The 19,046-nt window shown below is 69.8% G+C and carries 16 protein-coding genes; 7 read left to right on the top strand and 9 right to left on the bottom strand.

The window, feature by feature from the left end; translation table 11 throughout:
* Positions 1-98: 98 nt before the first annotated feature.
* From H5399_RS01060 to H5399_RS01070, 3 genes are read right to left on the bottom strand one after another with little or no spacing between them, the layout of a single operon-like run.
* The gene (locus tag H5399_RS01060; protein WP_182781178.1) at positions 99-1,982 is read right to left on the bottom strand and encodes a patatin-like phospholipase family protein; all 1,884 of its coding nucleotides are present in this window, start codon (positions 1,980-1,982) and stop codon (positions 99-101) included.
* 2 nt (positions 1,983-1,984) lie between these two features.
* Complete coding sequence (locus H5399_RS01065) at positions 1,985-2,833, bottom strand: hypothetical protein (RefSeq protein ID WP_182781179.1); 849 nt, start codon at positions 2,831-2,833, stop codon at positions 1,985-1,987.
* On the bottom strand, positions 2,833-4,854 hold the full coding sequence (locus H5399_RS01070) for an AAA family ATPase (protein WP_182781180.1): 2,022 nt from the start codon (positions 4,852-4,854) through the stop codon (positions 2,833-2,835). Before H5399_RS01070 ends, H5399_RS01065 begins: the two co-directional genes overlap by 1 nt.
* Before the next feature lie 363 nt (positions 4,855-5,217).
* On the opposite strand from H5399_RS01070, the gene H5399_RS01075 reads away from it, so the two are divergent.
* From H5399_RS01075 to H5399_RS01095, 5 genes are all read left to right on the top strand, one after another.
* Positions 5,218-5,874, top strand: coding sequence for an SDR family oxidoreductase (locus H5399_RS01075; RefSeq protein ID WP_182781181.1), 657 nt, complete (start codon positions 5,218-5,220; stop codon positions 5,872-5,874).
* Between the two features lie 102 nt (positions 5,875-5,976).
* Positions 5,977-6,486 (top strand): hypothetical protein, encoded by a 510-nt coding sequence (locus H5399_RS01080; protein WP_182781182.1) that lies wholly within the window; start codon positions 5,977-5,979, stop codon positions 6,484-6,486.
* A gap of 54 nt (positions 6,487-6,540) precedes the next feature.
* Positions 6,541-6,972, top strand: coding sequence for a DUF309 domain-containing protein (locus H5399_RS01085; RefSeq protein WP_255421934.1), 432 nt, complete (start codon positions 6,541-6,543; stop codon positions 6,970-6,972).
* 72 nt (positions 6,973-7,044) lie between these two features.
* Positions 7,045-8,445, top strand: a complete 1,401-nt coding sequence (locus H5399_RS01090; protein WP_370585660.1) for an FAD-binding oxidoreductase — start codon at positions 7,045-7,047, stop codon at positions 8,443-8,445.
* Positions 8,442-9,725: a class I SAM-dependent methyltransferase gene (locus tag H5399_RS01095; RefSeq protein ID WP_182781184.1), complete on the top strand. Its 1,284-nt coding sequence runs from the start codon at positions 8,442-8,444 to the stop codon at positions 9,723-9,725. Before H5399_RS01090 ends, H5399_RS01095 begins: the two co-directional genes overlap by 4 nt.
* Before the next feature lie 48 nt (positions 9,726-9,773).
* On the opposite strand, the gene H5399_RS01100 is transcribed toward H5399_RS01095, so the two are convergent.
* The gene (locus H5399_RS01100) at positions 9,774-11,174 is read right to left on the bottom strand and encodes an N-acetylmuramoyl-L-alanine amidase (protein ID WP_182781185.1); all 1,401 of its coding nucleotides are present in this window, start codon (positions 11,172-11,174) and stop codon (positions 9,774-9,776) included.
* Between the two features lie 344 nt (positions 11,175-11,518).
* The gene (locus H5399_RS01105; RefSeq protein WP_220490680.1) at positions 11,519-13,180 is read right to left on the bottom strand and encodes an ATP-binding domain-containing protein; all 1,662 of its coding nucleotides are present in this window, start codon (positions 13,178-13,180) and stop codon (positions 11,519-11,521) included.
* A gap of 78 nt (positions 13,181-13,258) precedes the next feature.
* Here H5399_RS01105 and H5399_RS01110 point away from each other — a divergent pair, with 78 nt between their 5' ends.
* Complete coding sequence (locus H5399_RS01110) at positions 13,259-14,182, top strand: polysaccharide deacetylase family protein (RefSeq protein ID WP_220490682.1); 924 nt, start codon at positions 13,259-13,261, stop codon at positions 14,180-14,182.
* A 2-nt stretch (positions 14,183-14,184) separates the two neighbouring features.
* Here H5399_RS01110 and H5399_RS01115 read toward each other — a convergent pair whose 3' ends face one another.
* From H5399_RS01115 to H5399_RS01125, 3 genes are all read right to left on the bottom strand, one after another.
* Positions 14,185-15,477, bottom strand: coding sequence for a Fic family protein (locus H5399_RS01115; RefSeq protein ID WP_182781187.1), 1,293 nt, complete (start codon positions 15,475-15,477; stop codon positions 14,185-14,187).
* Between the two features lie 134 nt (positions 15,478-15,611).
* Positions 15,612-16,226 carry a hypothetical protein gene (locus tag H5399_RS01120; protein ID WP_182781188.1) on the bottom strand — a complete coding sequence of 205 codons (615 nt, stop codon included), beginning with the start codon at positions 16,224-16,226 and terminating at the stop codon, positions 15,612-15,614.
* A gap of 390 nt (positions 16,227-16,616) precedes the next feature.
* On the bottom strand, positions 16,617-17,066 hold the full coding sequence (locus H5399_RS01125; protein WP_182781189.1) for an endo-1,4-beta-xylanase: 450 nt from the start codon (positions 17,064-17,066) through the stop codon (positions 16,617-16,619).
* Positions 17,067-17,457: 391 nt separating this feature from the next.
* On the opposite strand from H5399_RS01125, the gene H5399_RS01130 reads away from it, so the two are divergent.
* Positions 17,458-18,303: a thermonuclease family protein gene (locus H5399_RS01130; RefSeq protein ID WP_182781190.1), complete on the top strand. Its 846-nt coding sequence runs from the start codon at positions 17,458-17,460 to the stop codon at positions 18,301-18,303.
* A 38-nt stretch (positions 18,304-18,341) separates the two neighbouring features.
* On the opposite strand, the gene H5399_RS01135 is transcribed toward H5399_RS01130, so the two are convergent.
* Positions 18,342-19,016: a TetR/AcrR family transcriptional regulator gene (locus tag H5399_RS01135; protein WP_182781191.1), complete on the bottom strand. Its 675-nt coding sequence runs from the start codon at positions 19,014-19,016 to the stop codon at positions 18,342-18,344.
* Positions 19,017-19,046: the final 30 nt, after the last annotated feature.

The raw sequence follows: 19,046 nt of genomic DNA on the forward strand, positions 1-19,046 counted from the left end.
GCTCCGCGGCTCCTGTTCCTCCAGAACGATGCCCGGGAGCCCAGGGGCCTCGAGACCCGATCTGGAGGAACATCAACCGTGGGCAGGGCGGGCGCCGGTCAGTCCTGGAGATCGAGGCCGGCGGCGGTGCCGTCGTCGGGCACCAGGCGCAGCCGCGGAGCCGGCTGGGGAGCCGGCGGCACCGGGGCCCCGCCCCAGCTGTCGGTGAGGTTCATCAGCTCACCCGTCCGCTCGTTCAGCAACTCGCGCTTCGGACTGGTGAGCTGGTACGACGGCAGGGGCGCGTCCGCGCCGGGCCCGGCCAGGTCCGAGTAGGGGGTGCCGCCGGAGGTGGTGTCCAGGTAACTGGAGCGGAAACCCTGCAGCCATCCGGCGAGCCCGGAGGTCGCGGTGCGGAACCGCAGCCAGCGGTGGTTGTTCCAGCCCCGTGTGGGCACGGTCCCCGGCTGAGGCCCGGCGAAAGCGTTGACCAGCTTGACTGCTCCCAACCTCCCCCGTTCGGCGAGCTCGGTGACCACCTCGGGTGGCATGGACAGGTTCATGCCACCCTCGGCGTGGTCGTGATGCACGGTGACGATCCGGTCGCGGTACCCGGGCATCACCATCTGGGCGCCGTCGACCCACTCGCGGGCGGTGTGCACCATGAGCAGCCCGAACGACGCCCAGGCGCCGAGCCCCTTCGTCGGCAGGGGGAACCACGGGCGCTGGAGGCCCGCCTGGTTGGTGGTGGGCAGGTAGCTGTTCTCGGACTGGTCCTGGGACTTCGCCCGCCCGGGCGGGAACGGCCCGAGGTTGAACGCGAACGTGGGGTGCTTGGGCAGCGGGGAGTCGAAGAAGTGCACCGGTAGGTTGGCGCAGAGCCCGCCGTCGGTGAACCACACGCTGGAGAAGGTCGGCCCATCGGTGGCCGCTGCCTGACCGACGGCGCCGTCGGGTCCTTGGTTCTCGGGCCGGGTGTAGTCCACGGCGTAGAGCCGGACCGCGGAGATGAGGACCGGGAAGCTGAGCGACATCCGCGTGGGGACGATCACCGGAAGGTCGTCGGCCGCGGGCCAGGGATGCAGAGTGCGCCCCTGGTCGCTGCGCGTCTGAATGGGATCCCCGCCGTCGCCGGCCGGCGGGTGGGCCACCATCCAGTCGACGACGTCGGCGGGGAAGAGGCCGCGCATCTCGTCGGGGTCGAAGTAGAACTCTCGGGTGCTCCACGGCATCGCCATCGGCTGGTGGCGGGTGAGGTTGGTGGTCATCACCCGCAGCGTCACGCCGGCGCTGCGGAGGTCGCCGAACGTCAGGGGCGGGGCCCCGGGGGCCCGCCCGGCCAGCGTCTGGATCTTCTCGTAGAGCCAGGGGGTGAGCGGCTTGGCGCCGCCGGCGCCGTAGCCCTCCATGCCGGTGCACATGCCGAAGCCGTCCTCGACGACGCGGCCGAACGTTCGCAGCGCGCCCATCAGGACCCCGACAGCCGCCCCGAGCACCAGCAGCAGCAGACCCCCGACGACGCCCGCCACGGACGCGATCCCCTCGCCGAGCGCGCTCACCACGATCAGGACAAGCCCGACCAGCGCCCCCGCGAGCGCCTCCTTCCAGAAGCTGCGCAGCAGGCCGCCCACTAGGGCGCCGATCTTCCCGCTCTCCTTCCCGGCCACCGAGAACATCAGGCGGAACAGCGGGGCCGCGGTCCTCGTCGGCTGGAAGAACGACGCCAGCTTCGACTGGCCGTCCGGTGCGAGGGCGGCCAGCTCGTCGGGCATCTCGTCGAGCCCCTCGAATCCGCCGGAGTGACGGCCCAGCTCGGCTGCCGCAGCGGCAGCCGCCGCGATGGCCCCGGCGGAGGCGCCCCCGACGGAGCTCAGCGTGTAGGTCTTCGCCAGCTCCGAGACCGCGCGGGGATAGATCACGCCGCTGGTGATGCCGCCCTTCATGACGATGTCGCAGTGCAGCGACGGCGAGGCGTAGGGGCTGGTGGATGCTGCTGTGGTCATGGTCACTCCTGGGGTCCGAAGAGTTTCGCGTGGTATCTCGCCACCACCTGGCGGCACATGGCGCTGTAGGGGGCGTGGTCGGCGACGAAGCGGCTGACCTCGCCCAGCCGTCGCTCCAGTTGGGTCAGCAGGTCCGGGTCGTCCGGGTGCCGGACGACGTTGTTCTGCGCCTCGACGACCGACTCCAGGTGGGCGATGAGGTCCAGCAGGCGGTCCCGCCGCGCGGCGCGGAGGCCCCGACGCTGGAGGGCGCAGACCGTGATGGTGGTGGCCCCCTTGGCGCTGCCGCGCTTGGGCTTCACCCATCCGTCGTCGACGGTGCCGGTGCCCCACACGAACTCGAGGTGCTTCTCCGGGAAGTCGAGGTAGGGGTGCAGCAGGAGTCTCTTCTCGCCCTTCTCCCCGCCCGGGGAGGTGCCGCGGGGCGATCCGGGGGCGAGCGGGAACGCGTTGGCCTTGCCCGCGGTCTTAGCCTCCTCCTCGTTGGGGAGGTCCTGCCTGCGGGGGCTGTTGCAGTCGGTGCACGACGGCAGGAGGTTGGTCCATTCGCTGGCCAGCCAGTAGTAGCCCGGCGGCACGCGCTTCCCGTCGATGGTCACCTCGCCCTTAGGGCGGTAATGCTCGATGGCAACGGGCTGGGTGGCGGCGTAGAAGGTCTCGCAGTAGGCGCACTTGCCGCCGAACGCCTCCTCCAGCGCGGTGCGGATGTCGGGGTTCTTGTAGGCCTTGTAGCCGTCGTACTTGGCCGCGCCGTCCCACGCGGCATAGAAGTCCAGGGCCGCCTGACGCTCCTTCAGCGTCTTCTCGCCCGCCAGGCTGGGCGGTTCCTTGGGCCGCGGCACCCGTCGCATCACGAGCTCCCCGGCAGGTACTTGCCCCACAGCTCGGACAGCTTGGCGGTCATCTCCTTGCTGCTGGGGGCGACGGCGTCGCCGGTCTCGCGGCGCTGCGCGATGTAGTCGGCGGCCGAGGTGAGCAGTAGCCGCTCGCGCTCGGTGGTGCCGAACTGCTCCAGCTCGTCGAGGCGGGCGCGGACCCGCTCCAGGCGGTCGGTCTGCTCCTTGCTGGGCTTCTTGAGCCCCATGAGGCGGTAGTAGTTCTCCCACAGCTCGGTGACCTCCGGGTCGTCGGTGGAGCCCAGGCCGAAGTGTTCGGAGGTGAGCAACTGGTCGATCCGCATCCCGGTCACCGGAGGCAGGTCCGACAGCGACACGACGTCGCCCTCGCTGTTGCGGCGCATCACGACCACCTCGCCGTCGACGATCCCGCGCAGGCACAGCGGGTCGTGGGTGGTGACGATGAACTGGATGCGCGGCATCAGGTTGCGCATGGCGGTGACGATCCGCAACCGCCAGCGCGGGTGCAGGTGGGCGCCGATCTCGTCGATCAGCACGATCCCCTCCGCCAGCGCCGACTGCGTCCACAGCCGCATGGTGGAGCGCAGGATGTCGCAGGCCATCACCACCATCGACTGGTAGCCGTCGCTCAGCGTGACGATGTCGGAGCGGGTGCGGCCCTGCTTGAGGAGCACCTGGTCGTCGTCGCGGAGGAGCTCGGCGTCCTGGTCCAGAGCGAGCATCTCGTGGATGCCGCGGGCCACGTCGTCGAAGGTGTCGTCGTCGAGGGAGAGCAGCCAGGAGGTGGGGTCGGTGAGGGGGGCGACGGGGTCGAAGAGATTGTCGACGCGCACCACCCTGTTGTCGTCCTGCGGCGACGGGGTGCGTGGCAGCAGGCGGGTGGCGCCGTAGCCGAGCATCAGCGCGGCCACCGGCTCCGGGCCGGTGAACTCGTGCTCGCCCTTGGCCCACTCGAGCCGGAGAGGTTCCTGCCGCCCGGAAAGGTAGACCTCGACGAGGCCCTTGCGGGCGCCGTCGCGGAGGAACTTACGGGCGTCGATGCCGAGCGCCCGGCGCTGCTCGCCGCCCATCATGGTGAGCGCGATGGCGTGCAGGACTGAGCTCTTGCCGCAGCCGTTCTCGCCGAGGAGGACCGTCCAGGGGCCGCGCTCGCTGGTGGATTTCGCGAGGTCGATCTCAAGCTCGCGGATGGGGCGGAAGTTGCGGATGACCACGCGCTCGATCCACTGGGTGGCCTGGAAGTAGTTGCCGCGCTGGGCGCCCACCATGTTCGAGGTGAGGTCGTAGGCGGGGGCTCCCGGCTCGGCGCCGGACATGGGCGGGAGGTCGGGGCCTGAGGGTCGCGGTGGGGGCGGCGGGGGAGCGGCGGCCTCCAGGGGTGCGGACTGGGCATAGCCGCCGAACTGGCGGTGGAGGGTGGGGAAGGCGTTGCCCGGCTCGGAGTGGCGGGCGGCGAGCCGGGCCTTGACCAGGAAGTCACGGTTGAGGGCCAGATTGTCGATGGTGGCGCGGCCGCGGTCCGTCAGCGCGGTGACTGTGCCGTCCGGCTGGTAGCGGAGGTGCTCGTCGGGGTCGTCGAGGAGGGGGTCCAGGAGCAGGGGCTGCTCTTGTCCGAGGGTGTCGAGGGAGGTCGCCCGCTCGCCCGCCACCGGGAAGCGGGTGCCGCGGGAGCGGACGCAGTCGGCGCAGGCTGGGTAGAGGTTGTCCCACTCGTAGCTGAGCCACCAGTAGGCCTGGAGTGAGACGTCGCCGTCGGTGCCGACGGCCCCCCAGGTGGGGCGGTGATGCGTGACGACGGCGGCGTCGGAGCCTTGCATCTCCAGGCCGCGCTCGCAGTAGGCGCAGGTGCCGTTCGTCATGCCGAGCAACGAATTCAGGATCTCCGGGTCGTGGAGGAGCGGGTCCGGCTCGGGTCCGCGGGACCTCTTCTGCCGCCAGGCGTGCGCGGTTTCCTCCGTGAGCCGGTCCTTGGCCTCGGCCAGGACCGCCGGCTCGGTGGGTCGTCGATGCCACATGGCGTACCCCCTTGTTGCCGCGATTATTGCCCGGTTCGGCCCGGCTGGGAAGGGGTCGAACGGCGAGGGTTCACGCGTCATGGGGTGAGGGCCCGGTGGGTGTCGGATTCCGGACGACAGACCGTCCAGGATCCTTACACTCTGAGCGCCCGCGGCCCGACCCCGTCGCCCCCTGCCCCCCGGGACGGGGACGGGAGTTGAGCAAATGGCACGGGTCGCGAAGTGGTGCGCGCTCAGCTCCCGCGGGGAGGTGCCCGCGACCCTTGCCATTTGCTCAAACGCACACCCCGCCGCGCAGGGTCCGCGGCGGGCGGGGTCGTGGTTCAATCGGGCATACCTCGTCGCGACCCACAAGGAGTGCTCATGGCCCGATCCCTGAACGGCAGCGTCGTCACGGTCGTCGGCTCCACGGGCGTCCTCGGCCGGGAGATCGCCCGGGTGCTCGCCTCGCGTGGCGCCACCGTCGTCCGGGCGGGCCGCCGCGGCGACGTCGACGTGCGCGTGGATCTGCAGGACGCCGGCTCGGGTGACGCCCTCGTCGCCTACGCCCGCGACCGCCACGGCCGCCTCGACGGTGTGGTGATCGCCGCGGGAGTCGTCACGTTCGGTCCGCTGGCTGACACCGACGACGAGGTGATCGAGGAGCTGTTCCTCACCAACGCGATCGGGCCGCTGTGGCTGGCCCGTCGCGTGATCCCGGCACTCGTCGAGACCCGCGGGTTCCTGGTGCACCTCAGCGGGGTGGTGGCGTCGCAGCCAGTGGCGGGCATGGCCGCCTACTCCGCGTCGAAGGCGGCCGTCGCCGCGGGGCTCGCGGCATTGGGCCGGGAGGTCCGACGGTCCGGGGTACTGGTGTGCGACGCCCAGCCGCCCCACACCGAGACGGGGCTGGCCACCCGCCCGCTCGCCGGGCAGGCGCCGGCCATGCCGCGCGGGCTGGACCCCGCCGTCGTCGCGGAGCGTGTGGTGGAGGCCGTCGAGCGCGACGAGGCGAGGGTGCTCGCCGCGGACTTCGCCTGACCGGCTGGTGCGCCATCCCCCCGCGCGGATCCGACGCTTGCCGCATCCTCAGGCGACCTGTTGGCTCACACTGGGACCAACTGCTACCCGGAGGGCGCGCCCATGGACCTGTCAGCGTTCTACTCGTTGTTGGCCGGCACCTCGTTCACCCTGGTGGGCCTGTGGTGGGTCGTCGTCCAGAGCCGCCCTGCCTGGAGGGCCGACGCCGACCGTCGCCGCCTCGCCGCCGGCACCTACATCTCGTTCCTGCTCCCCGGACTGATGGCCACCCTCGCGCAGATCAGCCCCGACACCCCGCTGCTGTGGCGCATCAGCTTCGGCAGCTGCGCGCTGGTGGGCCTGTGGTCCACCGTCGGGCTGCTCCGCCGTGAGCGTTCGGCCGCCGTCGTCGGCACGTTTCGGCGGTTCCGGTGGGTTGCCATCGTGCTCTACCTGGCCATCCTCGTGCTCGGCGTGGCGCCCGAACTGGCGCGAGCCGCCGGGTTCACCCCGCTGATCGTCGGGGGCGTGCTGCTGGTCCTTCTGGTGGTGCTCGCCCACGGACTCACGTGGGATTTCCTGATGGAGCCAGAGCCACAGCCAGAGCCCGGGGAGGCTGTGACCTCCTCGTAGCATGGTCCCCATGAGAAGTGGGTCGGACGCGGGATGCTCCGGGGGGATCCTGAGATGATCCGCGACCGCGATGCCGCCGGTCGGCCCCGCCAGGCCCGCCCGCGTGACGCGCTCGGCCGGCCCCTGCCCTATGGGGCCGCGGGTGTTGAGCCGGTGTCCGAGGAGCCCTTGCCTCCGTTGGAGTCGGTGGAGCTGGCCAGGAGCCTGGTCGCGGAGGGTCGGCCGTTCGCTGCACACGAGGTTCTCGAGGCCCGCTGGAAGGCCGGCCCGGACGAGGAGCGTGATCTCTGGCAGGGACTCGCCCAGATCTGCGTCGGCCTGACCCACACCGCCCGCGGAAACAACGTCGGTGGTGCCCGGCTCCTTGAGCGCGGTTCTTCCCGGGTGGATGCCTACCGCGCCCGCGGGGGGCCGTCCTACGGCTTGGACCTCGGCGAAGTCGTGGCCTGCGCCTTGCGGCAGGCAGCCGAGAGCACTGAGGACTGAGCCGCTCGAGGAAGGTCCGCCACTTCAGCGTGGGCGACCAGCTGGGGACCGATCGGGGTTAGGTTGGGCCCTGTGACAGCGTCACGCGCCCGGGCAGAGCACGAGCAGGCCATGCGGCGGCTCCGATCGTCGCACGAGGCGATCCCCGCCGGAGCCCCGGTGCGCCTTGCCAAGTCCACCTCGAACCTCTTCCGGCCCCGGGCCGCCACCACCTCGCGGGGGCTCGACGTCTCCGGATTGACGGGGGTGCTGGGTGTCGACCCAGTTGCGCGCACGGCAGAGGTCCAGGGAATGTGCACCTACGAGGATCTGGTCGACGCGACCCTGGCGCATGGGCTCATCCCGCTCGTCGTCCCGCAGCTGCGCACGATCACCCTCGGAGGCGCGGTCAGTGGGCTCGGGATCGAATCCACCAGCTTCCGTAGCGGGCTGCCGCACGAGTCGGTGCTCGAGATGGACATCTTCACCGGCGCCGGCGAGGTGGTCACCACCCGTCCCGGCGAGGATCTCTTCGACGCGTTCCCGAACTCGTACGGCTCGCTCGGCTACGCCACCCGCCTGCTCATTGAACTGGAGGAGGTGCCGGGCTATGTCGCCCTCCGCCACGTCCGCTTCAGCGTCGCGGCGGAGCTGGCGGCCACCGTCGAGGACATCGTCGCCACTGGCGCCCACGACGGCACCCGGGTGGACGCCATCGACGGCGTGGCGTTCGAGCCGGGGGAGTACTACCTGACGCTCGCCACCTGGACCGACCGGCCAGCGGGGCCCCTCAGCGACTACACCGGGCAGGACGCCTACTACCTGTCCCTCCGCGCCCGGGCGACGGACCAGCTGAGCATGTACGACTACCTGTGGCGCTGGGACACCGACTGGTTTTGGTGCTCGGCCGCCTTCGGCCTGCAGCGGCCGTTGGTCCGCCGGCTGTGGCCCCGCCGGTGGCGCCGCTCGGACGTCTACCACCGGCTGGTCGGGCTCGACCAAAGGCTCCACCTCGCCGACCGGCTCGACGCCCTGGCCCGCCGCCCGCGGATGGAGCGGGTGATCCAGGACGTCGAGGTGCCCGTGGATCGGCTTGCCGAGTTCCTCGCCTGGTTCGACGGCGCCGTCGGCATGCGTCCGGTGTGGCTCTGTCCACTGCGGCTGAGGGCCTCTGCGTCGGAGGCCGGCGGGGCTGCCGGGAGCGCGCGCCCCTGGCAGACCTATCCGCTGGAGCGCCACACCACCTACGTCAACGTCGGCTTCTGGGGCGGGGTGCGCGTCGGCCCCGACGCCGGCCAGCGCCCGCGCAACCGGGCGATCGAGCATGAGGTGCACGCCCTGGGTGGCCACAAGTCGCTGTACTCCGAGGCCTTCTACGACGCGGACACCTTCGACCGCCTCTACGGCGGCCCCAACCTCACGGCCGTGAAGGCCCGCTACGACCCCGACAACCGGCTGACCAGCCTCTACGACAAGGCGGTGCGGAGACGATGACCCCCACTCAGACTCCCAGGAAGCCGATCGCGGACGCGATCGCTTCGTTGGTACGCGACGGCATGCCGGTGCGCTTCACGGCCCACGACGGCAGCTCAGCCGGGTCCCCTGACGCGGCGATCGAGCTGGAGCTGCGCAACCAACGCGGCTTGGCCTACCTGCTGACGTCTCCCGGCGAGCTGGGCATGGTGAGGGCGTACCTGACCGGTGACCTGGTGCTGAGGGGCGTCCACCCGGGCAACCCCTACGAGCTGCTCAAGGTGATGCAGGACCATCTGCAGTTCCGGATCCCCAGCGCTGCCGAGGTGCTCACTCTGGTGCGCGGGCTTGGGCTGGCCTCCCTCAGGCCGCCGCCCCCACCGTCGGTGGAGAACCCGCCGGCGTGGCGCCGCGCCGTCAGGGGCCTGCGCCATTCGAGGACGCGCGACGCCGCCGCGATCTCGCACCACTACGACGTCTCCAACGCCTTCTACGAGTACATCCTCGGCCCGTCGATGACCTACACCTGCGCGGTGTACCCCACCGACGACGCCACCCTCGAGGAGGCCCAGGCCGAGAAGCACGACCTGATCTGCCGCAAGCTCGGCCTCCGGGCAGGGATGCGGCTGCTCGACGTGGGGTGCGGCTGGGGCGGGATGGTCCGCCACGCGGCCACGCACTACGGCGTCAAGGCACTGGGCGTGACCTTGTCGCGGGAGCAGGCGTCCTGGGCCGCCCAGGCCATCGATCGCGACGGGCTCGGTGGCCTCGCCGAGGTCCGCCACTCGGACTACCGCGACGTCGTCGAGGACGGCTTCGACGCGGTGAGCTCGATCGGGCTGACCGAGCACATCGGGGTGCGCAACTATCCGGCCTACTTCGCCTTCCTGCGCGACCGTCTCCGCGACGAGGGCCGGCTGCTCAACCACTGCATCACCGTCGGGCACAACCGGCATGCCGACATGGGCCCGTTCCTGGATCGCTACGTCTTCCCCGACGGGGAGATGAGCGGCTCCGGCACCATCATCAAGGACGCGCAGGACGCGGGCCTGGAGGTGATGCACGAGGAGAACTTCCGCCACCACTACGCCCGGACCCTCACCGCGTGGAGCCGGAACCTGGTTGAGAACTGGGATCTCTGCGTGGCGGCGGCGGGCGAGCCGACGGCGCGGACCTGGGGGCTGTACTTGGCGGGGTCGCGGCTCAACTTCGAGCGCAACAACGTGCAGCTGCACCAGGTGCTGGCGGTCAGGACTGCCGACGACGGCTCGAACGGGTTCCCCCTGCGCCCTACCTGGTGATCGTCAGATGGGGCGATCACGGCGTGGCGGTGTGACCGGTCCGGCGGGTCACTTCCTCGGAGTGGTGGTGGAGGCGATGCTGGAGTACTGCGACACTCCGGCCGCGTTGGAGGCATGAACCCGATACTGGTAGGTCGTCCTGCCCGCCAGCCGGGTGTCGGTGAATGACGTGACCGTGCCGACAGAGGCGATCTGCGCGAAGTTCGTGCAGGTAGCGCCCTTGCAGCGCTCGATGAGATAGCCGTCTTCATTGCTGGCGTTGTCCACCCAGGTCAGCTGGATCTGGCTCTTCGAGCTCGCCGTGGCGGTGAGGTCCGATGGAGCTGCGGGAACCGTCGTCGCCGGGGGTGCAACCAACAGGGCAACGTTCTCACGGATCGTCGGGAGCTGGGGGTAGAGGTTGTCGCCGGGGCAGGCCGTGGCCGTCGACGGCCAGTCCTGATGCGTCGCGATCGTGGGCATGGGGGCGGTGCGGCCGGTGACCGGGTTGACGTACTCGACGGAGCCCAGGGGGGACAGCGAGTGCCGATCGGCAAGATCGGCCAGCAGCGACTCCAGCCCGCCGACACTGCCGGCGGGCACCGTCGTGTCGCCGGTGCATCCTCCCGACGCATTGAAGCAGCCCATGAGCGCCACCCCGATGTTGCCGCTGTTGTAGGTCCCGACGTGGGCGCCGGTCACGATGTTGCCGGTGCCCGCCTGGTGTGCGAAGTCGGAGCCGTCGCCGCCACCGTCCAGGCAGGAAACGGTGCTTCCGGCGCTTCGTCCCTCGTAGACGATGCCGTTCCGGTCGACGAGGTACTGGTAGCCGATGTCGGACCATCCGTTGGATTTCACGTGGTAGGTGAGGATTGCCCGCATAGTCGCCGAATAGTCCTGCGTCGAGGTGTTCGAGGTCGCGGTGTGGTGGACCGTCACGACCTGCGCCGGAAAGAACTCGCGGACATCGCCCTGCTCCCACCCGGTGATCGACTCGTCGGCGCCCCAGTCTGCCCGCGAGCGACAGGCGGTGACGGCATGTGCCTCGCTCGCCGCCTGAGCGGGGGCGGCTTCGACCGGGCCGTCGGTGGTGTTGATGGCCGCCGCGCGCCAGTTGTGGGCGCCCTTGGGGAGGTTGCGAACCTGGTAGGCGGTGGCGTGATCGACCGCGATCAGGGACCCGGTGAACTGGCCCTCCGCCTGGGCGCCGTCCAGATCGAGCGACTGCCAGGCCGTCCAGCAGCCGTCCACCAGGAACCGGACCTCACCGAACGGGGAGGCGCCCTGTCCAACAAGGCTGCCGTTGGGTGAGTCGAGGTCTGCGACCAGACCGAAGTAGTCGATCGCGTGCTCTGGAGTGACCGGAGCGGAGCCGAACGCCCGTGTGTCGTTGAGCGTCCGGTGGTGACCGGCCGCGGTGGCGAGCGGCGGATCGACGACCAACCCCACCGTCATGGCGGTGCTGGCCACCACGACAGCCAACACACGAGCGACGAACCTACGAGCAACTGACATCTGGTCCCCCAAGTCAACCCGCAGCACACTCGCGCTGCCGAGCGACAGCGCATCGGGCCAGCCTGGAGTGAGGGCGGGAGGGCAGGAACGACTCGGGTGGTCAGTGCGGCGGATGTGAGCCCTAGGCGGGGGTCTCAGGACTCCTCCGGGGGAGGAGGCCCCTTTTAGGGTGGTGTCTCGGGGTCGGTCTACCCTCCGGGATCCGACACCGAAAATGGGGTCCGGAGCGGCCTGCTCCCAACGAGGCGCACATCACAGCCAGCGAGGCCCCTGACGAGGTGTCGAAGTCCCCTTCACCGCTAGCCGCGGAGGGCGCGCACCACGTCGTCGCCCGCGTGCGCGATCGCGTCCAGATCGCCGACCACGATCAGGCGGTCGGTGGCCCGCGACAACCCCACGTACAGCCGCTCCCTGAACCGCTCCCTGGTGCCGTCCTCGTTGATGCACAGCACCACGGCGCGACGCTCCAGCCCCTTGAACCCCAGCACGTGTCCGTAGAAGGGAAGGTCCTCGTCCCAGAACGAGTCCCAGTACGCCTTCTGCTGCGGGTCCTCGTCCTGCCGCGACACCTGCTCGGGGTGCCGTCGGCCGGTGGTCAGCAGAGCGATGTGCCCGGGCGCCCAGCCCTCGTCGAAGAGGAGGTCCATCTGGTCGTCCGCGACACCCAGGGCCTCGTCGGGGCTTGCCTGGACGTGCACCACCTCTGGGCCCTCGCCTCCCTGGAGGCGCATGCGCAGCGGGGCGAGCGGCTTGAACACCTCCGCGATCTGGCGGGTGTTGCGCAGGTTGTGGTCCAGCACCAGCGGCACGAGCGGCACCGGCGGGCGGCCGAAGCGTTGGAAGAGGCGCTGGTTCTCGTCGGAGTAGAGGAACAGGCCGCCGTCCTCCTCGTCGCGCAGCGCCGTCACCAGCGGCTTCCACCACGATTCGGCGAAGTCCTGGGCCTCGTCGACGACGAACGAGTCGAAGCGCGCCTTGGGCGGCAGCTCGGCCGCTTTCTCGGCCATGAGCAGGGGGAGGCGGTGCTCCCAGAAGTCGGGGTCGTCGCGGTCGCCGGAGGCGATGCCCCACTGGTTGGCCAACGCCTCGAAGGTGCCGACGAACGCCGGCCGCTGCTTGTACGGCCAGGTGGCCACCTCGCGGCTGAAGTGGCTGGCCAGGCCCAGCGAGTAGCACGCCAGCGCCACCCTCTCCTGGTGGCCGTTGCGCCCGGCGGTGAGCTGCCGCGCCTGTGTGAGAGCCAGGACGGTCTTCCCGCTGCCGGCGCCGCCGCGGATCTCCACCCGCCGGAGCAGTCGGGTCACGCGCAGCACGAGGGCCTGGTCCTCGGTGAGGCGGTCGGCGCGGGCCTGGCGCTCGTCCGCGTCGTCGATCACGGAGGCGACGGCGCTGGTGCCGCGGGCGGTGAGGATGTCGACGATGGTGGCGCAGTCGTCCTCGGAGGGGGGTCGACGGTGGGTCTCGAAACCGGCCGGGACGTGGGCGAGGCGCTCGGCGAGGCGGGGAAGGTCGCGGCGGTCGTGGAGCATCCAGCGTGGGCAGTCGGGGAGGTGGAGGTCCGCGGGGAGTTCGGTGAAGGGGGTGACGACGGCGTGCAGGAAGCGGGCCTTCGGGTGGGAGCTGTCTGCCCAGCGGCGGTCGGACTCCACGTAGTCGCGGATGGCGTACTTGGTGTCGCGGGCCTGCCCGACGGGTTCGACGGGGCGGCTCACGCCGTCGTGGGTCATGGTCCAGGCGCCGTCGGTGCAGGCGATGCCGGAGCCCTTGACCTCCACGACGACCACGCCCACGCCGGGCAAGGCCACCACGAGGTCCGCCTCATGGTCCTTGTGGACGTCGGTGAGGCGGAGGTTGGCGATGAGGGTGTCTGAGGGGCTGAGAGTGTCGCGGAGACGCTCCCAGACGACGCGCTCGGACTCGGTGGTGAACCGCGGGTCGGAGGGAACCAGCCGTGGGGTCATGGGGGACACGCTAGCCCGCGGGTCGCGCATCGGTGGCCCCGGCAGCCCGACTTCCGCGGTTGGGGGCAGCGTGCCGCCGTGACACAATCTCGCATGCGGATTGCGCGACGAGGGGTACTGGGGCTCGGCCTGGCGGGACTGGCCGGCTGCGCTGCGGCGCCGTCGCTGTCGGAGTCGCCGCGGGCGGTGGAGTCCGTCCCGCCGTCGGGTTCCCCGTCATCGACACGAACGACCGCGTCGCCCAGCCCTGAGTCCTCATCGCCTAGCCCCTCGCCGGCGGGGCCAGCGCGGCTGCCCACCCGCGACGACATCGTCGCCCGCTTCGACGGCCGCACCCCCACCCAGTGGGGGTTGGAGGTCGACGGAGTGGTGCTGCGCAGTGAGGCTCAGCCCGCCGTCGTCACGCTCGATGCCTGCGGTGGGCGTAACGGCTCGGGCTACGACGAGGCGCTGATCGAGGTGCTCCGACGGCTGGCGGTGCCCGCCACGCTGTTTCTCAACCTGCGGTGGATCGACGCGAACCCGGGCATTGCGCGCGAGCTGGCCGACGATCCGCTGTTCGAGCTCGCCAACCACGGCACCGCGCACAAGCCGCTGTCGGTGAGCGGGGCGGAGGCCTACGGGATTCCCGGGACGGCGTCGGTGGGGGATGTGTTCGACGAGGTGATGGGCGGGCACGCCCGGCTGGCTGAGCTGACGGGCGCTCGTCCGTTGTGGTTCCGTTCGGGGACGGCCCACGTCGACGACGTGGCGGTGGAGATCGTCGCCGAGCTGGGCCAGCGGGTGGTCAACTTCGACGTCAACGCTGACGCCGGCGCCACCTTCACCCCCGCGCAGGTGAGGCAGTCGATGGGCGCCGCCGGGGCGGGTTCGATCTGCATCGGTCACTTCAACCGGCCTGGCTCCGGCACGGCCGACGGCATGGCCGAGGCGCTGCCGCGCCTGCTCGACGGCGGGCTCACCTTCGCCCGGTTGCGCGACATCCTCCCGGCCATCGGCTGACGTCACCCGTGTGGCAGTGCGGGGACCCCTCTGCTCGGCGGTGAGATGCGGGTGTCGAACTGGGTGCTGGCCAGCCCACGCTCGGAGATCGTGACCAGATCCAGGATCTCCCAGGCGATGTATGCCTGGGCGCCGCGTTCGATCGACCTCGCGGTGAGGATTCCTGCCTGCGTCAGCTCGTCCAGAGCCGAGTTGGCCGCCGGGTAGGAGACGCCGAGGGTGCGGGCAAGCGTCGTCGCGGTGATGACCGGTGCCTCCGGCAGCGAGGCCAGCAAACGGGCGACGGCGGAGTCCGCGCGCGGAGCTGAGCGCAGGCCAATGGCGATGCGATGGGCCGTCAGCCGATCGGTCCACGACTGACGCAGCTCGTCGATCCTGCCCACCAGCACCTCGGACTGTTCCACTGCGACGGAGGCGGCGCCGACGAACGTCCGCAGCCATTCGTTGGCTGCGGCACTGGCTTCCGCGCTGCCCGCGGGGGCGTCGTGGCGGAAGCTCGTCAGGCCGTCGATGTAGTGGTCGCTGAGCGTGGCAAGGGCGAGGCTGATGGGCAGCAGCGCCTGGCTTGTGAGCCCGCGGCGCGCGAGGACGGTGTGGATCAGCGCCCGACCGACACGGCCGTTCCCGTCGGTGAAGGGATGGATCGTCTCGAACTGGGCGTGGATCACCCCGGCCTGGATGAGGGGGGAGTGCGCGGCGCCGTTGAGGTAGTCCACGAGGTCCGCCATCAATGTCGGCACGCGCTCGGGCGCCGGGGGAACGAAGAGCGCTCCGATCGGGGTCCAACTCGACGTGCCAATCCAGTTCTGGACAGTGCGTAGGCCGTGGTGACGCGGTTCATCGGGTAGGAGTGAGCGCTGGAGTTCGACGATGTCGTCAACGCTGAGGGTGTCCGCGTCCGCGAGGGTGGTGGTGGCCGCGCGGACCACGGTCATGTTGTTGGCGACCAGTGTGGCCTGCTCACTGATGCCCCGGACCGTCTCCGATTGACCCAGTTCCGCGAGGGCCACCTGCTGCGCGGAGGGGGCGATGCCCTCAATCCGGGAGCTGGCGATCGCCTCTGACCGCAGGAGGAATCTCGCGATCCCGGCGAGCCCCTCGACGCCGGGTCCGTTGAGTCCGCGGATGCTCCGTTCGACGACGGCGACGGTTCGGGAAAGCTCGCCGGAGATGGCCAGGCCCACTCCATCGAGCAGGTCCGGCACGTACCGTCGGTAGGCGCCGGACCGCTGTGCGGACTTGGGGACCCCGGAGCCGACGCTGGACTCCCAGCGCGCCTCCTCCGACCCGGCCATCGCGGTTTCCTTTCATAGAGTGGCTATCCATTAAAGGATAGCTGACTAACCTTTAATGCACACGCGGTCCATGCAAGGAAAGATCTCTTCGGGACCGTCCCGCCCACTCCGCGTACCCTCTGAGGGGGCCGCGATCACTGGCGGAAGTCGTAGGTGATGCTGATCTCCGGGTCGATGCCGGTGATGATGCCGGAGTAGAACATGACCGCCTGCTCGCGCAGGATCTCCTCGTTGTTGGCGATGTACTCCGCCTGCGTGTCCTCGCTGAGGATGTTGTTGATCATCTCCACCGGGTCGTTCTCCGGCGTGATGAAGCTGAGCGCGCCGTTGTTCTCCGCCACCAGCTTGAAGTCCTCGTTGCTGTGGCCGATGAAGATGTACTCAGGGATTGAGATCCGGTACTTCTTCTCGCCGATGGGGTCGATCCGGACGTCGCGGCCGTCGATGCCCAGCTTGGCGTTGAAGGAGTACTGCACGAACGACGCCCTGTTGCTCCCCGGCACGTCCACGCCCAGGAAGGTCATCCGCTCGGTCTTCTCGGAGATCCCCTGGATGCCCAGGCTGAGGAGCACCACCTGCTCCTCGCGGGTGATGGACTGGATGACGCGGGTGTCCGTCGATTCGGACTCGCTGCCCAGCGCGAACAGCTTGGGCGTGAGCTGGCCCGCCGCGAAGGCCCCGACGGCCAGCACCACCGCGACCACTATCGCCAGTATCGGAATGACCAGCTTCTTCGCGAACCCTGCCATGGTGTCCCCCGTCTTCGTGTCCGGTGCGCCCGGCGGGTCCGGGTGCCGGCCAGTTCATGAGCTGATCCGCGACGTCTGCGTCGGGTGAGTCGGTGGCACCGGCCTGTGGTGGCGCCCGGGCTCAACTGATCTGACTCGTCGGAGTCTATCGACGAGGTCAGACAGGGACCGGCGGACCCACAGACCAGCGCACGCCGGGGGACATGGCTGGCCAAGGCGAACGGAAGTGACCGGCACATCTCGCTGTGGAGCTTCCCCTGTGCATATGCACGCAGTCTGCTCCACAGCGAGAAATGTGCGGTGATTCCCCCATGGTCCGCCTCACGTGGCCCAACCAGAAGCGCCCGCGGTGATCACCGCGGGCGCTTGAGGGTCTCGAGGGTAGTGGGTCTACTTCAGTTCGAGCCCGGCCGTTGCCTCGACGAGCTCAGCGCTAGCCTTGTTCACCGCGGCCTGACTCCGCTCCACCCGGACGACCGCCTTGGCCTGAACGAGGGCGCCCTTGAACGCGCCGAGGGTCTTGCCGGTGTAGTGCTTGCCGCGGAGGTCGACCGCCTCTGCCTCGTCGATTGCCTGGAGCAGCCTCGAGGTGTCGGTGATCGGCTTCCTCACGCCCAGCCACTCTTCAGGATCGGCGACCGCAGGCGCGGAAAGCTTCTGGGAGAAGTCGCCGTTGAACAGCTGCGGGTTGTGGTTGCGCCGCCAGTTCACCGCGTCGGTGAGTCCCCAGAAGGTGACGCGGTCCAGATCCTGCGAGTACTTCTTGTAGACCGCGAAGTACTCGGCGAAGCGCTGCGCCTGGATGGCCTCCAGCTCCATGCGCTTGTCGATTTTGCCCACCCAGTAGGTGGCGCCTGGCTTGGAGATGAGGTCCTTGGCGTAGCCGTCTTGGTAATTAGTTTTCGTTCAGTACCAAACAAACACAGACCCTACGAGAAGGTGTCGTTGGCGTCAAGGGCTTTCGAGGATAAGTGGCTGACGATGGACGCCACTGGGCGCCGGCTGCACGACAATCTGTTCGCACTCCCGATCGAGGCCCACTGGCGACTGTGAGCCTGCCCGCTCTTGCGGCCAGACTGCGAGGCGGGGGGACGTCGGGTACCCGAGCGCTGCAGGCCGCATTCTCTGCACCTACGGGTGCACACATGCTGCGTGATCTACTGTCGAGTGCACAGGAGGGCCGGCCCAGCGGTTGCCCGTGGCGGCGATCTCTCAACGGGGGGTGGAGAAGATGAGAAGCGCGCGCAAGCCGTGCTTGGCGATCGTGGTGGCGTTGTTGGCGTTGGGTGCGGGCGCCTGCACACCTGACTCACCGGCTGGGGAGCAGGCTGGCGCCGAGGGATTGAGCCCTTCGGCCCGCCCCCCGTCGGCCGCAGCTGGCTCGGAGCGCATCTCGCCGGCGCCGTCGCAGTCAGCAGTTCCGAAGGCCAGCGAGCCCGTCATCAGCGAACTCACGCAGATTTCGGTGACGTTCTCAGCCGTCGTCGACGGGGACACCGTCGAGACAAGCCAGGGCACCGTCCGTCTGATCGGCATTGACACCCCTGAACGGGGTGAGTGCGGCCACGACGAGGCGTCGATGGCGATCGGAAGTCTCGTGTCCGTGGGCGATGCGGTGACGCTCGACCTGCCGGATGGGCAGAACGACCGCGACTCGTACGGGCGCCTCCTCCGCTACGTCATCACCGAGAGTGGAGTCGACCTGGGTCAGATGCAGGTTGAGGCCGGCAACGCGATCGCCCGGTACGACTCGACGGACGGCTACCCGGCGCACCCCCGCCAAGACGACTACCACGCCGCGCAGATCGCCACGGCCGGGGCGGACGGCTCGATCATCACGACCTCCTGCGGCGGGGCGGCGCAGGAGAGTATCGCGCCGCTCGCGGCGCCCGTGCCGACCGGCGAACCGTGGTGGGAGCAGTACGGGTCGTGCAGCAAGCTGAAGAAGAACACCGTCGGCCATCCGAAGGGACCGTTCAGCGTGGACGACCCGGCTGAGGTGGACATCTACAACTGGTTCGAATACGGCACTGGCCACCACGGCGACGGCGACAGTGACGGACTCGCCTGCGAGTAACCGGCAAGGGTGGGCTGCGCGACGCCTCGTCGGCGTCGCTATGCGGAGGCTCTCAGGGGTTCGAGGGCCGCCAGGACGAGGTCGAGGCCGAAGGAGAACTCGTCTGCCGGGTCGTAGCCGGAGGCGACGAGCACCGCCGCCGACTCGTTGAGGTAGGGGAACTCGTCGACAGGGAGTTGGGGCAGATAGACGTCCTCGGCCATGTCGGCGAGCTCATCGACGGTGTCGAACGGCAGGCTGGCTGACTGTAGGGCGTAGCCATAGACATAGCTGTCGAGCAACCAGTTCGCGTGGGTCGCCATCACGACCGTGAAGCCCGCCCGCCGCATGCAGGCGGTGACCGCTTCGCGGTGGCGGAGGTGCGCAGGCCCCGGCGATGTCCGCGACTCCATCAGGCCGATCGCCCACCGGTGGCGTGCGAGGACCTCTCGGGCGGAGATGGACCGCCGTCGCATCGCGGTCTGCCAGTCGGTGTCCTCGGGTGGGAGTTCGATCTCCTCGAACACCACGTCGATCATGGCGTCCAGCAACTCCTCCTTGTTCGCCACGTAGTGGTAGAGCGACATCGCGCCCGCGCCGAGGGCGTCGGCCAGCCGGCGCATGCTCAGCCCGTGGACCCCCTCGTCGTCGGCGAGCCGGACCGCCTCAGCCACCACCCGCTGCTTGCTCAGCACCTTGTCGAACCTGCCTTCGCCTCGATTCCTCTCAGGCATTGATCCCTCGCTCTCCCGAAAGGCTTGACA

This window comes from Tessaracoccus sp. MC1627, assembly GCF_014164725.1.
In the GTDB taxonomy this organism is placed as follows: Bacteria; Actinomycetota; Actinomycetes; order Propionibacteriales; family Propionibacteriaceae; genus Arachnia.

Bases quoted from the DNA above. Each gene is read 5' to 3' on its own strand.
- H5399_RS01135 (WP_182781191.1), bottom strand. From the start codon at position 19,016: ATGCCTGAGAGGAATCGAGGCGAAGGCAGGTTCGACAAGGTGCTGAGC.
- H5399_RS01075 (WP_182781181.1), top strand. From the start codon at position 5,218: ATGGCCCGATCCCTGAACGGCAGCGTCGTCACGGTCGTCGGCTCCACG.
- H5399_RS01115 (WP_182781187.1), bottom strand. From the start codon at position 15,477: ATGGCCGGGTCGGAGGAGGCGCGCTGGGAGTCCAGCGTCGGCTCCGGG.
- H5399_RS01065 (WP_182781179.1), bottom strand. From the start codon at position 2,833: ATGCGACGGGTGCCGCGGCCCAAGGAACCGCCCAGCCTGGCGGGCGAG.
- H5399_RS01130 (WP_182781190.1), top strand. From the start codon at position 17,458: ATGAGAAGCGCGCGCAAGCCGTGCTTGGCGATCGTGGTGGCGTTGTTG.
- H5399_RS01085 (WP_255421934.1), top strand. From the start codon at position 6,541: ATGATCCGCGACCGCGATGCCGCCGGTCGGCCCCGCCAGGCCCGCCCG.
- H5399_RS01105 (WP_220490680.1), bottom strand. From the start codon at position 13,180: ATGACCCCACGGCTGGTTCCCTCCGACCCGCGGTTCACCACCGAGTCC.
- H5399_RS01095 (WP_182781184.1), top strand. From the start codon at position 8,442: ATGACCCCCACTCAGACTCCCAGGAAGCCGATCGCGGACGCGATCGCT.
- H5399_RS01120 (WP_182781188.1), bottom strand. From the start codon at position 16,226: ATGGCAGGGTTCGCGAAGAAGCTGGTCATTCCGATACTGGCGATAGTG.
- H5399_RS01060 (WP_182781178.1), bottom strand. From the start codon at position 1,982: ATGACCACAGCAGCATCCACCAGCCCCTACGCCTCGCCGTCGCTGCAC.
- H5399_RS01080 (WP_182781182.1), top strand. From the start codon at position 5,977: ATGGACCTGTCAGCGTTCTACTCGTTGTTGGCCGGCACCTCGTTCACC.
- H5399_RS01070 (WP_182781180.1), bottom strand. From the start codon at position 4,854: ATGTGGCATCGACGACCCACCGAGCCGGCGGTCCTGGCCGAGGCCAAG.